This is a genomic window from Streptomyces sp. NPDC005811 (assembly GCF_040630405.1).
GTDB lineage: Bacteria > Actinomycetota > Actinomycetes > Streptomycetales > Streptomycetaceae > Streptomyces.
This window is the reverse complement of record NZ_JBEXXK010000011.1, coordinates 101,599-115,643: the sequence shown is the minus strand read 5'-3', so window position 1 is coordinate 115,643 and position 14,045 is coordinate 101,599. Positions and strand designations below refer to the sequence as shown.

Sequence of the window (14,045 nt, the reverse complement as noted above, 5' to 3'; positions counted from 1 at the left end):
GACGCCCGGCACAGCAGTCCGCGGCTCAGAACCCCACCCGATGCCGTTCCGCGTTCCGGAAGGGAGCTCGACAAATGTCGAAAGGCTCGCGGCCCATCTCCCATCGTTTGCCGGTGGTGACCGATTTCGACCGCGCCGTACGGTCTGCGCACCGTCGGATTCCGGCTGCGCGTGCTGAAGGCAGCGGGCCGGAGCCCAGCTGAGATCGGAGAGCCTTGGATGAGTGCAACAGTCGCCTTTGTCGGGCTGGGGAACATCGGGGGACGCGTGGTCGCCCATCTGGTGAAGGCCGGGCACGACGTGGCCGTCTTCGACCTGAACACCGCCGCGGTCGCGTCCGCCGTGGAGGCGGGGGCGCGGCCCGCGGAGTCGGCCGCCACGGCCGCGGCGGGCGCTGAGGCGATCTTCCTGAGCCTGCCCACGCCGGCGATCGTGGAGGCGGTCGTCGGGGAGATCCTGCCGTACGCCGGGAAGGGTGCTGTGATCGTCGATCACAGCACCATCGACCCGGACACCTCCCGCACACTCGCGGCGACGGCCTCCGGGGTCGGCGTGAGTTTCCTGGACGCCCCGGTCAGCGGTGGTGTGCAGGGGGCGGAGGCCGGCACGCTCGCCATCATGGTGGGCGGCGACGAGGCCGCCCTCGACAAGGTACGTCCGCTGCTGGACACATACGCGGGAAGCGTCGTGCGGGTCGGTGACAGCGGCAGCGGTCAGGTGGTGAAGCTGGCCAACAACCTGATCACCGCGATCAACATCGCGGCGCTGGGCGAGGCGCTGACCACGACCGTGAGCCAGGGTGTCGACCTCGACACCGCGGTGAGCGTGCTGACCAGGTCCTCCGCCAACAGCAACGTGCTGTCCAACTACTTCCCGCGCACCCTGTTCACCGCCGAGCGGCCGACCGGCTTCGCGCTCGACTTCATGCACAAGGACCTGGGCCTCTTCCTGGCCTCCGCGGCCTCCGGGCCGGTGCCGCTGCCCCTGTCGAACGCCGTGCGCGATCTGTTCTCGATCGGCCGCCGACTGGGTCGCGGCGGCAAGGACTTCACCAGCGTCGTCGAGTTCTACGAGGACTTCGCCGGCGTCCGCCTCCAGACCGAGGAGACCAGCAAGTGAGCAGCACCACCGTCGGCACGCCCACCGTCGACACGCCCACCGTCCACCAGCTGATCGGCGGGGTGTGGGGCCCGGCCGACTCCGATGAGTGGATCGAGGTGGAGAACCCCGGCCGCCGCGAGATCATCGCCCGGGTGCCGGCCTCCGGTGCCTCGGACGTCGACCGCGCCGTGGCCGCCGCCAGGGCCGCGTTCCCCGCGTGGCGTGCGCGGCCCTCCCGCGAGCGCGGCGCCCTGCTGATCAAACTCGGTGACAGGATCGCCGAGCACCAGGAGGAACTGGCCCGGATCCTCGCGTCCGAGACCGGCAACGCGCTGCGCACCCAGGCACGGGGCGAGGCCGCGTCCGCCGTGGACGTCTTCCGCTTCTACGGACAGGTCGCCTCGGAGCAGAAGGGCGAGACCCTCCCCCTGGGGGACGGGCTCCTGTCGTACACCGTGCGCGAGCCGCTGGGTGTGGTGGGCGGCATCGTTCCCTGGAACGCCCCGGTCCTGCTGTCCGCCCTGAAGATCGCCATGGCTCTGTCGACCGGCAACACCCTCGTCCTCAAGACCGCCGAACTCGCTCCGCTGGGCGTGCTGAAGGTCGCGCAGTGGGCCGCCGAGATCCTCCCCGACGGCGTGCTCAACGTCCTCTGCGGCACAGGCGAGACGGTCGGCGCGGCCATCACCGCGCACCCCGACATCGCCAAGCTGACGTTCACCGGCTCGACCGGCGTCGGCAAGGCCATCCTCGCGGCGGCCGCCGACCGGATCGTGCCGGTCACCCTGGAGCTGGGCGGCAAGTCGCCCGCCATCGTGTTCCCCGACTCCGACGACGACGCCACCGTCGACGGCGTGATCGCGGGCATGCGCTTCACCCGCCAGGGCCAGTCCTGCACCGCCGGCTCCCGGCTGTATCTGCACGAGGACATCTTCGACTCGTTCCTCGCCAAACTGACCGACAAGCTCGACCGGCTGAAGATCGGCGACCCGCTCGACGAGGAGACCGACATCGGCGCCATCGTCAGCGAGAAGCAGCACGCCACCGTCTGCCGCTACATCCAGTCCGGCCTGGACCAGGGCGGCAAGCTGATCACCGGTGGCGTCCAGCGGCCGATCGACCAGGACGGCTACTACGTGGCCCCGACCGTCATCAGCGGTGCCGAGGCCGACTGGGACGTCACCCGCGAGGAGGTGTTCGGGCCCGTCCTGGTCGTCATCCCCTGGCGCGACGAGGACGAGGTCGTGGCCGCGGCCAACGACTCCCCCTACGGCCTCGCCGGCTACGTGTGGTCGAAGAACATCGACCAGGCGCTGCGTACCGCGCACCGCCTGGACGTCGGATGGATCCAGATCAACCGCGGCGGCGGCCAGATCCCCGGCATGGCCTACGGCGGCATCAAGCAGTCCGGCCTGGGCCGGGAGTACTCCGTGGCCGGTGCTCTGGAGAGCTTCACCCAGCACAAGAGCTTCACCATCGCCTACACGGCCTGACCGCTGCGCGCACCCCCCACGCGCACCCGCAGCACCTCAACGACGTCCGACAGGCGTCGCCCAAGCCCCGCACCCGGACCCGGACCCGCACCGGTTCGTCATTCCTCAACTCCGCTCACGGCGGCGCCTGTCACCTGGACGGCTCCGCCGTACCCGAAGGAGACCTTCCATGGGTACCACCACCCCACAGCCGCCGGCCGCCGGCGTCGAACTCACCGATGACGGACTCGCGCAGAGCCTCAACAAGCGCCACATCCGGATGATCGCCGTCGGCGGCGCCATCGGTGTGGGCCTCTTCCTCGGTGCCGGCGGCGGCATCGCCAAGGCCGGCCCCGCTCTCATCGCCGTCTACGCCCTCACCGGCGTGTTCATCTACATCATCATGCGCGCCCTCGGCGAGCTGCTGATCTACCGTCCGGTCAGCGGCAGCTTCGCCGAGTACGCCCGTGAGTTCATGGGCCCCGCCTACGGCTTCATCACCGGCTGGGGCTACTGGACGACATGGACCGTCATCGGCATGGCCGAGATCACCGCCGCCGGCATCTACGTCCACTACTGGTTCCCCTCCGTCCCGCAGTACGTCACGGCGCTCGTCGTCCTCGTCGCGCTGGTGCTCCTGAACCTGCTGAAGGTGGGAGCCTTCGGCGAGGCGGAGTTCTGGTTCGCCTCCATCAAGATCGCCGCCATCCTGGCGCTGATCATCGGCGGCACCCTCGTCGCCGTCTTCGGCATCGGCGAGGCGGGCGACAACAGCGCGATCGCCCACCTGTGGAACCACGGAGGCGCCGCCCCCAACGGGTGGATGCAGGTCCTGCTCGCCTTCCAGATCGTCGTCTTCTCCTACCAGGGCGTCGAGCTGATCGGCATGACCGCCGCCGAGACCAAGAACCGCGAAACCGTCCTGCCCAAGGCCATCAACTCCATCCCCTGGCGGATCGGCATCTTCTACGTCGGCTCGCTCCTGGTCCTGCTGACGCTGTTCCCCTGGACCGAGTTCAGCGCGGGCGAGAGCCCGTTCGTGAAGGCCCTGACCCACATCGGCCTGCCGGCCGCGGGCAGCATCATGAACTTCGTCGTCCTCACCTCGGCCCTGTCGTCCTGCAGCTCGGGGCTGTTCAGCAACGGCCGCCTGCTCAAGCGCCTCGCCGCGGACGGTGTGGCCCCGGGCCGCTTCGCCACCGTCAACAAGGGCCATGTGCCCGCCGCGGCCATCCTGGCCTCCGGCGCCGCGATGATGCTCGGCGTCCTGGTCAACGCGGTCGTCCCCGACCAGGCGTTCGTGTACATCTCCTCCGTCGCCACCCTGGGCGCCATCTGGAGCTGGCTCGTCATCATCGTCTGTCACATGATCTACCGCCGCCGCCTGGCCCGCGGCGAGGTGCACGAGAGCTGGTTCAAGCTGCCCTTCGCCACCCCGCTGAGCTGGCTCGTCATCGCGTTCCTGACCTTCGTCACGGTGATCCTCGGCTTCGACCCCGACAACCGCATCGCGCTGTACGCCCTGCCGGTGTGGGCCGGCGCCCTGATCGGCGGCTACCTCTACGCCCGCCCGAAGATCGCCGTGAGAGAGGCGGCCGCGGCGCAGGCCGCACGGGCAGGCGTCACCCGTACGGCGACGGTCGTCGCCGGAGCGGGCGAAGAGCCCGCGGCGAGCGTCGCGGACTGACCCCACCGTCCGTCGCCGCCGCACCGGCGACCCGCGGGTCCCTCCCCTTGACCCGCACCCGGCGGGCTGCCGAACCACGGCGGCAGCCCGCCCTCATCAGTTGTCCTCCGCTTGTCCTTCTTGTCCTTCGCTTGTTCTTCGCTCGTCATCCGCAGCCTCAAGGAGCTCTCCTCGTGAACGCCCTCCCGTCCTCCGTCATCGCCCCCTGGGCCGATGCCACCAGCCTCCGGCGGCTGCACGAACTGGAGACCCTGCATCGCGAGGACGGCGCCGTGGCCGTTGCGGATGCGGTCAGCCGCGTGCTGGACGCCTACCACCACCGCATGACCACCGACGGCCTGGTGCTGTACGCCGGCACGAACGTCCTGTCCCCCGCGGTCCGCGCCGCCCACGACGGCGCCCTGTCCACACGCCCGGCTCTCGGCTGGCCCGGCGGAAAGCTCCAGACCGGCGTCGAGGAGATCGAGGAGCTCGAGGTCATCGCGACCACCCAGGTCGCCCGTGCGATGCGCGCGCGGTACGCCGAGGTCCGCTTCCTGACCGCGACCATGGCCAATCTCGCCCTCTACAGCGCCTTCACCCGGCCCGGGGACACCATCGCGGTCCTGTCGCCGGAAGCCGGCGGCCACGCCAGTCACCACGCCCACGCCACCGCGGGAGTACGCGGTCTGAACGTCTCCCACCTGCCGTACAGCAGCACGGACCTGGATGTCGACGCCGGTCTCCTCGACCGCTTCCTGGCCACGCACCGTCCCAAGCTGGTCCTGGTCGGCGGCAGCGTCAGCCTCTTCCCCCACCGGCTCGACGTACTGCGCGAGGCCGCCGACCGGGTCGGTGCTCTGCTGGCCTACGACGCGTCCCACACCGCCGGGCTCATCGCCGCCGGGTACGTGCAGGACCCGCTCGCCGAGGGCGCCCACGTCGTCACCTTCTCCACCTACAAGACTTTCGCGGGGCCCGCCGGAGGAGCCGCCGTCACCAACGACCCCCGGCTTGCCGAGGCGGTCTCGCACGCGGCCTACCCGGTCCTCAGCTCCAACTACGACCCGGCTCGCCTCGGTCCCCTGGCCGTCGCCGCCGCCGAGGCCGTCGAGCAGCAGCCGTCCTGGGCCGCGCCGACCATCACGGCGGCACAGCACCTCGGCGCGCACCTTGCCGAGCACGGCTACCACATCCTCGCTGCCGACCGCGGGTACACCCGCACCCATCAGGTGGTCGTCGACGCCTCCGGCCTGGGCGGGGGCGGCCCCGCCGTCGCCCGTCTGGCCGCCCACGGCATCTACGCCGGAACCTGCCGCCTGCCCTGGCAGCTGCCCGACGCTCCCGCCCAGGGCGTCCGGCTGGGCACCCAGGAGATCGTCCGCCGCGGAGCCGACGCCTCCACCATGGCCGACATCGCCGCGCTGATCCACCACGCCCTGACCCACCGGGGTACCGCGACCACCGACGGAGCCGCCGAGCTGCGCGCCGGCCTCGGACACGACCTGTGGACCCCCACTCGCCGGAGCGTCTAGCCAAGCGCCGCGCCTGCCTCGGTCCTAGCCTGAACGACACACTCGGCGCACGTCCCGGCACCCCGGTCCCTCCCGGCAAGCATCACCCGAAGAATGGCGCGGCATGAACACCAGCGACATCCAGGACATCGTCGACGAGATCGCCGCCGCCCTCGGCATGGGCGTCTCGGTCGACGACCTCAGCGGCCGGCTGGTCACCTACAGCGCCCAGCAGGGCCGTGCCGATGAAGCCCGTATCCGCGCGCTGCTGACCCGCGCCGTCCCGGACGACATCCGCGCCTGGGAGAACCAGCACGGAGTCGCCGGAGCCACCCGGCCGGTGGAGGTACCGCCCAACCCGGATCTCGGCATGCGTGCCCGCCTCTGTGTTCCCCTCATGCATCACAGCGTGAAGACCGGCACCCTGTGGATCCTGCAGTCGGAGGACGCCTGGTCCGCCGAGGCTCTCCTCCGCCGACTCACCGAGCTCGGCGAACAGATCGACACCCTCGCCGCGTTGCAGTACGAGAAGGCCAACCCTCGGCGGGACGAGCGCCGCAACCGCGAAGCCACCCTCCAGCACGCCTGCCAGGCCGATCCCACCGCGCTCGACGACCTCAGGTCATGGCCTGGGCTGTACGCCCTCGACACCGTCCACGTGCTCGTGTGCCTCCCCGCCGTCCCACGCGACGCTCAACGCCGGGGTGACATCGAGGCCGCCCAGCTTCGCGTGGCTCTCCACCAGACCCTGGCCGCCCACAGCCACGCCTTGGCGACATCGGTGCAGGACACCCACACCATCGTCATGATCCGCTCCAGCGTCGGCGCCGACACTCCGCTGAAGCTCCACCACGACCTCGCCGCCGCGGTCGCCGGCGCCGGGGCCCACGCCGGCTCACCGCCTCCGGTGTTCGTCGGCGTCAGCAGTCCCCTCAAGACCCTCGACCGGCTCCCCGAGGCCTACCAGCAGGCCGTCATCGCCGCTCAGGCAGCCTCCGTCGATCCCGCACTCGGCACGCTGGCCACCTGGGACGACACCGGTCCCTACCGATTCCTGGCGAAGAACCTGCGCCGGGACGCCCTCCACCAGTCCGAGCTGTACGACCAACTCCAGGCGGCGGACGCCACCGGCGAGCTTCTGCACACGCTGGAGATCTACTACGACAGCACGAGCGTCAACGAGGTCGCCAGCCGCCTTCACCTGCACCGCACCAGCCTCTACTACCGGCTGGGCCGCATCAAGGACGCCATCGGCACCGACCCCCTGGAGGGGCCGACGCGTCTGGAGCTCCACATGGCGATCAAGACCGCCCGCTGGATCCGCCGCCCACGCATCTGAACCCGCAGCCTCCCAGACCGCTGCCGGTCCACCGCACCGTCCCGCCCTGACAGCGGACCGGACCGGCAGCACCTCCACACCCACAGCACCGGGTGCGTCCAGCATCCCCTCACGACAAGGAGGGTCCCCGTGGCCGTCAGCGTCTTCGACCTCTTCTCCATCGGCATCGGCCCCTCCTCCTCCCACACCGTCGGCCCCATGCGCGCCGCCCGCCTGTTCGCGGAGCGGCTGACCGCCGACGGTCTCCTCGCCGACACGGCCGGTCTGCGCGCGGCGCTGTTCGGCTCGCTGGGCGCGACCGGCCACGGCCACGGCACACCGAAGGCCGTCATCCTCGGCCTGGAGGGACACGCGCCCGAGACCGTCGACGTCGACCGGGCCGACCTCGACGTCGAACGCGTCACCCACAGCCGTCGTCTGAACCTCGCCGGCACCCGCACGATCGACTTCGACCCCGGCTCGCACCTGATCCTGCACCGGCGGCGCTCGCTGCCCCACCACCCGAACGGCATGACGCTCACCGCCCACGACGCGGGCGGCAGGACGCTGCTGGAGAAGACGTACTACTCGGTCGGCGGAGGATTCGTCGTCGACGAGGAGGCCGTCGGAGCAGACCGGATCAAGCCCGACTCCACCCTCCTCACCCACCCCTTCTCCACCGGCGACGAGCTGCTGCGACGGTGCCGCGACACAGGGCGGTCGGTCTCCGGGCTGATGCTGGAGAACGAGAAGGCGTGGCGCAGCGAACAGGAGATCCGCGAAGGGCTGCTGAAGATCTGGGCCGTGATGCGGGAGTGCGTGCAGGCCGGCCTGTCCCGCGAGGGCATCCTGCCCGGTGGGCTCGGAGTCCGACGGCGTGCCGCGTCTTCAGCCAGGTCGCTGCGCGCGCAGGGCGATGCCCGAGGGCACGCGATGGAGTGGGTCACCCTCTACGCCATGGCCGTCAACGAGGAGAACGCCTCCGGCCGACGCGTGGTGACCGCACCGACCAACGGCGCTGCCGGCATCATCCCCGCCGTCCTGCACTTCTACCGCGACTTCGTCCCCGGCGCCGACGACGACGGAGTCGTCCGTTTCCTCCTGACGGCCGGCGCCATCGGCATCCTCTTCAAGGAGAACGCTTCCATCTCCGGCGCGGAGGTCGGCTGCCAGGGCGAAGTCGGCTCCGCCTGCTCCATGGCTGCCGCCGGCCTGGCCGAAGTGCTCGGCGGAAGCCCCCAGCAGGTCGAGAACGCCGCGGAGATAGGCATCGAGCACCACCTCGGGCTCACCTGTGACCCCGTCGGCGGCCTCGTCCAGATTCCCTGCATCGAACGCAACGGCATGGCCTCCGTCAAAGCCGTCACCGCCGCGCGCATGGCTCTCCGAGGCGACGGCAGGCATCACGTCTCCCTCGACAAGGCCATCAAGACGATGAAGGAGACCGGCGCCGACATGAAGGTCAAGTACAAGGAGACATCCCGTGGCGGCCTTGCCGTCAATGTCATCGAGTGCTGAAGCGTGGCACGTTCGTCGACAGAACGTCGGCCGTGGCTTCAACGTGACTGATTCCCCATGACGGTTGTCAAGCAGCGAGCCCTAGGCTGCGGTTCATGGAATCGTTGATCGCTGCCGTCCGCGAGCAGGAAGAAGCTGCCCGCTTTCTCGCTTGGCCGGGTGACTTCGACCTGGACCGAGGCGACCATGTCGAGGAAGTACACCTCGCCTCGGGCGCCGCGCTCGAGGGGTTCGCCGGCGACGGTGCAGGCGGCACGTACTTCTTCTGCGGTGAAGGCGGCGAGGAACGTCCCATCCTCTATGCCGACTCCGAAGGGGGTGCGGCTCTGGTTGCCATCGGCCTGCCCGAGCTGGTGCGGCTGCTGCTGGTCGTCCCCTGGTGGCGCGGCTGCCTGGCATTCACGGACGAGGAGAGTTGCGAGCTTGAGGCCGAGTATCTGGAGGACATACCGGACCTCATGGCCCGGAGAGACCGCGCCGCCGCCGCCCTTGGCCTCGGCCTTCCGGACCAGGCCGATGCCCTGGCCCGCTTGCGCGAGGTAGCCACCCAGTCGGGAGAAGGTTTCGTTCTCATTTTCACGCCGGAGGGCCACCCCTATGAGCCGCTCTTCACACCCTGAGACGTGCCACGGGCTCAGCCAGCGACGAGACCCCGCTGACTGTGCTGAGCATCGAAGGTGCGCTGATCACGTATGAGTGCCCATAGGACGTCGAGCTGTCGGCGGGCGAGGGCGAGGAACGCCACGACGCTTCTGGACAGCGGCACATGGGAAGGCCGGATCTCCTCCGGTGCCCTCTCCGGTGCGGGCGAATGGGGCAAGGCTCGGGCGAGGTGTACGACGCCGTCGAGCCGGCCACGAGCAAGACGCTGGGGCGTGCCGGCTCGGCCACGCCGTCCCACCTGGGGCGGGCGGTGGGGGCACAGCGTGAGTGGGCAGCACGGCCGTACACCGACCGCGCGGCGGTGCTGCGGCTGGCCGCGCGGCCCTTCGAACAGCACCAGGGGAGATCGAGACCTCGCTCATGCGGGAGTCCGGGGCCATCCGGCCGTTCGCGGCACTCCAGGTGACCAGCGGCGGCGCGGAGGAGTGCCACGAGGCCGCCGCGCTCGCCGGGGCGCCCTACGGTGGGCTGCCGCGCTCCGAGCAGAAGCGGCCGTCCTTCGCGCGCCGGGTCCCCGTGGGCGTGGTCGGTGTCATCGCCCCTCGCCGGTCTCATCGCCGATGCCGGAAGCACATGCATAGGACCGGGCGGCAGCCCTGCCTCCTCGACGACCCGGGCGGAGACGGCATGACGGCCGTCGCGAAGATCACCGATGACCGTCACGAACTGCTCACCTTCCACGATGTCCCTGCCGAACACGGGATTCACTTGCGGACCACCAACCCCATCGAGTCGGCCTTCTCCACGGTCAACCACCGCACCGAGGTCACCCGCGGCGCGGGCAGTCCCGCGGCTGCCCTGGCGGTGGTGTTCGAGCTGGTCGAGCCCGCCCGGACGCGATGGCGCGCAATCACCGGAGCCCACCCGGAGTCCCTGGTCCGCGCCGACGCACGGTTCGAGAACGGCGTCCTGTCCGAGCGCGAGGAGCAGGCCGCATGAACCTCCACGACATCCGGCAGAACCCCGATGAGCACGTCCGCTTCGCGGCCTACCTCGACAAGCTCGGGCGCGTTGCCGACGCGGACGAACCGGACCTGGTCAGTCGCGTGCTCACTGACCCGGACCGGACGATGGCCCGGTCCGCTGTGCTCCGGCACCTGGACCGTCGAGCCGCCGGCCTGTGCCCCGGATCCGCCTACGAGGGGTGGGCGCAGGCAATGACCCAGGCCACGATGGACGACCCGTTCCTGACCCAGCGCCTGCGGGAGTGGTCCCTCTTCCGCGCCATCACGCTCGAGCTGCCCTGGCAGCCGGAGGAGCTGCTCACCTCGTCCAACTGGCTCCAGCTCAAGACCGCCGCCGCAGCGAACACCGAGGCCATCGCGATCCTCGCCGAAGCCGGTCGCACCAAGCGGATCCGCAACACCGCCAGGATCGGCCTCAACCACCGCAGCGTGAGCTGAGAACCTCGCAGGGGCACCTGGCGGGCCGGCCCGGCCGTCCGCGGATCCGGCCGAGCCCGCCGGATCCGTCGGCGAGCCCGGCCGCGGGATGTCAGTCACCCCGCTGATCATCGGATCAGTTGACGCGGGTGATCTTCCAGAGCTGGTCGTCGACGCTGACGTCGTTCCACTGGACGACGGACGCACCGTTGGTGGTGGAGGACTGGGCCACCCCGGCCACCAGGCCGCTGCCCGCATTGACGAGTTTGTAGTAGCCGCCACCCGCGTCGGTCAGGGTCCACCTCTGGGAGTTGGCGCTCGAGGTGGTGTTCTGTACGACGGCCGCGCCGACGGAGGTGGAGGAGTTGCCAACGTCGAGCTTCAGGCCGCTGTGGACGTTCTGGAGGTTCCAGGTGCCGCCGCTCTGGGACTGGAAGGTCCACAGCTGGCAGTCGCAGGCGGAGTTCTGCCACTGGTCGGCTGCCGTGCCGGCGGTGGTGGAGGCGGCGGGGATCTCCAGGTATTTGCCGCTGTTCTTGTTCACGAGCACGTACTGGCCGGTGGACAGGGACGGCAGTGCGGTCTGGGTGAGGTTCCAGCGCTGGCAGGCGCAGCCGGTGCCGTCCCACTGACCGGCGACCGTGCCCGCCGTCGTGGAGGCGCTCGGGATCTCGAGGAACTTGCCGGTCACTCGGTTGACGGCGGTGAAACCGCCGGACGGGCTGGGGGCGACGGCCCATTCGTGGTCGAGGGTGCCGTTGTCGTCCCATTGGAGGACCTTGGCGCCGTTGGCGGTGGACTGGTTCTCCACGCCCAGCACCTTGCCGCTGGCCACGTTGAAGATCTTGAAGTAGCCGGACGGCTGGAGGACGAACCTCCACTGCTGGTCGGTGGCGTTGTCGCTGTTCTGCTGGGTGGCGTAGGTGCCGTTGGCGGTCGTACCGCCCGCGATGGTCAGCCGGAGGTTGCTGCCCGCGTTGGAGACGGTGTAGGTGGCTCCGTCGGAGATGCCGCCGCCCAGGTCGATGGTGCCGTAGGTGACGGGGTTGAGGGAGTTGCCGTTGTAGCCGCCGCTGAGCACCAGCAGGCTGTGGCCGTCGGGCAGCGGGAGCATCCCCCGGCTGTAGCCCCCCGCGACGGTCGACTGGATACGCGTCCAGGCGTTCGCGGCACCGTTCTGGGTGTTGAGGAACAGGTCCGTGCTGCTCTGCGCGCTGACCACGAGCGTGCCGTTGGAGCCGCCGGTGGGCAGCCAGGCGACGACCGGGTTGCAACAGGGGACGGTGCCGTCGGTCGTCCTCAGCGGGATGCCGGTGACGGAGCCGAACGCCTCAGGGTCGGAGGAGATCTTGTAGTAGACGGCGAAGTTCCCCTCCGGGGCACCCCCGTACTCGTACGTCATCACGTACTTGCCGTTGGGCAGCTGCACGACGGTCGCCATGCCGGGACGGGCGCTGTACGTGGACACCGCCACGTCGTCCACGACCGGGCCCCAGTTCACGCCGTCCGTGCTGACCTGATGGACCAGTTTCTGCCCGCGGGCGGGATCACGCTGGTCGGAGTAGTACACGACGAGCCTGTTGCCGTTCATCAGGAAGAACGGCTCCCACACCGGGGTGAAGCCGTTGCTGGCGGTGGCCTGACCGCCGGTGGCGATGTTGCTGACGAAGGTCCAGGTCAGCCCGTGGTCGGTGCTGGCATACATGTCGATCTTGGTCGCGGACCGGTCGGCGGGGACCGAGTCACCCGCGATCAGCAGGGTCCCGGCGGGGAAGTTGCCGACCGCGGTGGGCAGTTCGAACAGCTGCGGCTCCCAGCGCATCCCCCAGCCGTTCTGGGTGTCGGCGACGTCGGAGATCTTGGTCCAGGAGTTGCCGTTGTCGGTGCTGCGGTAGATCGGAAAGACGGGCCTGCCGGACGTGTACTGCTCGAACGTGGCGAGCAACGTGCCGCTGGAGGAGCCGCTGTGCTCCAGCCGTATCGCCCTCGGGTAGAGCGAGCCGGGGGCGGGGCTGCCGGACGGCGGGGTGTACATGGTCTGCGAGGGCCTGGCCAGCGCATGTGCCTTGTCTGCGGCGGGGAAGATCATCGTGCTGATCGCCACGACCAGGGCGAGCAGCAGCAGAAGAGGCGAGACGGGTCGGGAGGCCGATGCGGCGCCGGGTCTGGCGCCTGCTCGATCGGTGGACATGTGCGGCTCCATAACGGGATGGTGCGTGTGTTTCGGTGACCGCCGTTCTCCGGTCGGACCGGTGGAGGGCGGAGTCGAGGGGGCGCCGCGCCCGAGCGGATTTCGAAGGCCCTCAGGGGGCGCTCAGGCGGTGCGCGGCAGCGGTCGGCCTCGGCGGGACGGCGGAGGCGCGGTCGAGCCGCGGACCACGAGTTCGACCGGAGGCTCCTGCGCCTGCGGCGGTTCGACGTCGGGCTTCTCGATGGCGTGCACGAGCAGCCTGATCCCCTCCCGTGCCGCCGCGGCGAAGGGCTGGCAGACGGTGGTGAGCGGCGGGGAGACGTAGGCGAAGACGGGGTTGCCGTCGAACCCGACGACGCTGATGTCCTCCGGCACCCGCCGTCCGGCTTCCTTGAGGGCGTGGATCAGGCCGATGGCCATCTCGTCGCCCGCGACGAACACCGCCGTCACGGAGCCGTCCGAAGCCAGCGCGCGACCGGCCGCGTACCCGGAGGCGGCCGACCAGTCGCCGTTGAGCAGCGGCGGTTCGTGCGCGCCCCGTGCGGCGAGACCGGCCCGCCAGCCTTCGATACGGTCCTTGGTGGCGTACCACTTCCGCGGGCCGGCGAGGTGGTGGACGGTCTCGTGTCCGAGGTCCAGCAGATGTTCGGTGGCGGCCCGCGCCAGTTCGTGCGCGCCCACGCTCACGGTCAGCGTGCGCTTGGCGGTGAAGGACGGGGGCGCTCCGAGGAAGAGGACGGGGACGTCGACGCGGAGCTGGATCTCGCCCTTCACGACGGGCTCGGAGACGACGACGCCGTCCACTCCCTGTTCGAGGAGCGACTCCAGGGCGTCGGCGATGCCCTCCGGATCACCGTCCGGCGTGTAGACCACCCGCAGCGCGTACCCGGCGTCCCGTACGGCCTGTTCGATGTGCACCAGCAGGGAGGCGGTCCCGTATCCCGCGGTTCCCAGAGCTACGACGCCGAGGGAACGGGTGCGCCCGGAAGCGAGCGCCCTGGCCGCGTGGTTCAACCGGTAGCCGAGTTCCTCGGCGGCGGCGAGGACGCGGTGGCGGGCGTCGTCCGAGACGTACGGTTCGTCGTTGAGAACCCGGGAGACGGTCTTGCGCGAGACTCCGGCCAGTCGTGCGACGTCCGCGCTGCGCGGCACAGGTGTACTCACGTCGTGCCCCACTTCCGGTGTCATCGAGTCTCCTTCGGCTCTGTTCCCTGCAACGC

At 70.2% G+C, this 14,045-nt stretch carries 11 protein-coding genes; 9 read left to right on the top strand and 2 right to left on the bottom strand.

Features of this window, described 5'->3' with window-relative positions; all coding sequences use genetic code 11:
• Window positions 1-219: 219 nt before the first annotated feature.
• The 9 genes from ABZ490_RS14275 to ABZ490_RS14235 all read left to right on the top strand — a co-directional run bounded on the left by ABZ490_RS14275 (window position 220) and on the right by ABZ490_RS14235 (window position 10,655).
• Window positions 220-1,119 carry an NAD(P)-dependent oxidoreductase gene (locus ABZ490_RS14275; RefSeq protein WP_358989029.1) on the top strand — a complete coding sequence of 300 codons (900 nt, stop codon included), beginning with the start codon at window positions 220-222 and terminating at the stop codon, window positions 1,117-1,119.
• Window positions 1,116-2,594, top strand: a complete 1,479-nt coding sequence (locus ABZ490_RS14270; protein WP_358989027.1) for an aldehyde dehydrogenase family protein — start codon at window positions 1,116-1,118, stop codon at window positions 2,592-2,594. Before ABZ490_RS14275 ends, ABZ490_RS14270 begins: the two co-directional genes overlap by 4 nt.
• Before the next feature lie 169 nt (window positions 2,595-2,763).
• Complete coding sequence (locus ABZ490_RS14265; protein WP_358989025.1) at window positions 2,764-4,260, top strand: amino acid permease; 1,497 nt, start codon at window positions 2,764-2,766, stop codon at window positions 4,258-4,260.
• A gap of 173 nt (window positions 4,261-4,433) precedes the next feature.
• Window positions 4,434-5,774, top strand: coding sequence for a DegT/DnrJ/EryC1/StrS family aminotransferase (locus tag ABZ490_RS14260; RefSeq protein ID WP_358989023.1), 1,341 nt, complete (start codon window positions 4,434-4,436; stop codon window positions 5,772-5,774).
• Between the two features lie 103 nt (window positions 5,775-5,877).
• Window positions 5,878-7,092 (top strand): helix-turn-helix domain-containing protein, encoded by a 1,215-nt coding sequence (locus ABZ490_RS14255; protein WP_358989021.1) that lies wholly within the window; start codon window positions 5,878-5,880, stop codon window positions 7,090-7,092.
• 129 nt (window positions 7,093-7,221) lie between these two features.
• Window positions 7,222-8,589, top strand: coding sequence for an L-serine ammonia-lyase (locus ABZ490_RS14250; RefSeq protein ID WP_358989019.1), 1,368 nt, complete (start codon window positions 7,222-7,224; stop codon window positions 8,587-8,589).
• 95 nt (window positions 8,590-8,684) lie between these two features.
• On the top strand, window positions 8,685-9,209 hold the full coding sequence (locus ABZ490_RS14245) for a hypothetical protein (RefSeq protein WP_358989017.1): 525 nt from the start codon (window positions 8,685-8,687) through the stop codon (window positions 9,207-9,209).
• A 403-nt stretch (window positions 9,210-9,612) separates the two neighbouring features.
• Window positions 9,613-10,191 carry a hypothetical protein gene (locus ABZ490_RS14240; RefSeq protein WP_358989015.1) on the top strand — a complete coding sequence of 193 codons (579 nt, stop codon included), beginning with the start codon at window positions 9,613-9,615 and terminating at the stop codon, window positions 10,189-10,191.
• Window positions 10,188-10,655 carry a hypothetical protein gene (locus ABZ490_RS14235; RefSeq protein WP_358989013.1) on the top strand — a complete coding sequence of 156 codons (468 nt, stop codon included), beginning with the start codon at window positions 10,188-10,190 and terminating at the stop codon, window positions 10,653-10,655. The genes ABZ490_RS14240 and ABZ490_RS14235 overlap by 4 nt, the downstream gene beginning before the upstream one ends.
• Before the next feature lie 115 nt (window positions 10,656-10,770).
• Here the strand turns inward: ABZ490_RS14235 and ABZ490_RS14230 are convergent, their stop codons facing one another.
• Window positions 10,771-12,825 carry an RICIN domain-containing protein gene (locus tag ABZ490_RS14230; RefSeq protein WP_358989011.1) on the bottom strand — a complete coding sequence of 685 codons (2,055 nt, stop codon included), beginning with the start codon at window positions 12,823-12,825 and terminating at the stop codon, window positions 10,771-10,773.
• A gap of 123 nt (window positions 12,826-12,948) precedes the next feature.
• A complete protein-coding gene (locus ABZ490_RS14225) occupies window positions 12,949-14,013 on the bottom strand; it encodes a LacI family DNA-binding transcriptional regulator (protein WP_358989009.1) in 1,065 nt (354 codons plus the stop codon).
• Between the last annotated feature and the right edge of the window lie 32 nt (window positions 14,014-14,045).

Excerpts from the sequence above, each read along its gene's own strand:
- ABZ490_RS14275 (WP_358989029.1), top strand. The coding sequence starts at position 220 with ATGAGTGCAACAGTCGCCTTTGTCGGGCTGGGGAACATCGGGGGACGC.
- ABZ490_RS14265 (WP_358989025.1), top strand. The coding sequence starts at position 2,764 with ATGGGTACCACCACCCCACAGCCGCCGGCCGCCGGCGTCGAACTCACC.
- ABZ490_RS14255 (WP_358989021.1), top strand. The coding sequence starts at position 5,878 with ATGAACACCAGCGACATCCAGGACATCGTCGACGAGATCGCCGCCGCC.
- ABZ490_RS14245 (WP_358989017.1), top strand. The coding sequence starts at position 8,685 with ATGGAATCGTTGATCGCTGCCGTCCGCGAGCAGGAAGAAGCTGCCCGC.
- ABZ490_RS14240 (WP_358989015.1), top strand. The coding sequence starts at position 9,613 with ATGCGGGAGTCCGGGGCCATCCGGCCGTTCGCGGCACTCCAGGTGACC.
- ABZ490_RS14235 (WP_358989013.1), top strand. The coding sequence starts at position 10,188 with ATGAACCTCCACGACATCCGGCAGAACCCCGATGAGCACGTCCGCTTC.
- ABZ490_RS14230 (WP_358989011.1), bottom strand. The coding sequence starts at position 12,825 with ATGTCCACCGATCGAGCAGGCGCCAGACCCGGCGCCGCATCGGCCTCC.
- ABZ490_RS14225 (WP_358989009.1), bottom strand. The coding sequence starts at position 14,013 with ATGACACCGGAAGTGGGGCACGACGTGAGTACACCTGTGCCGCGCAGC.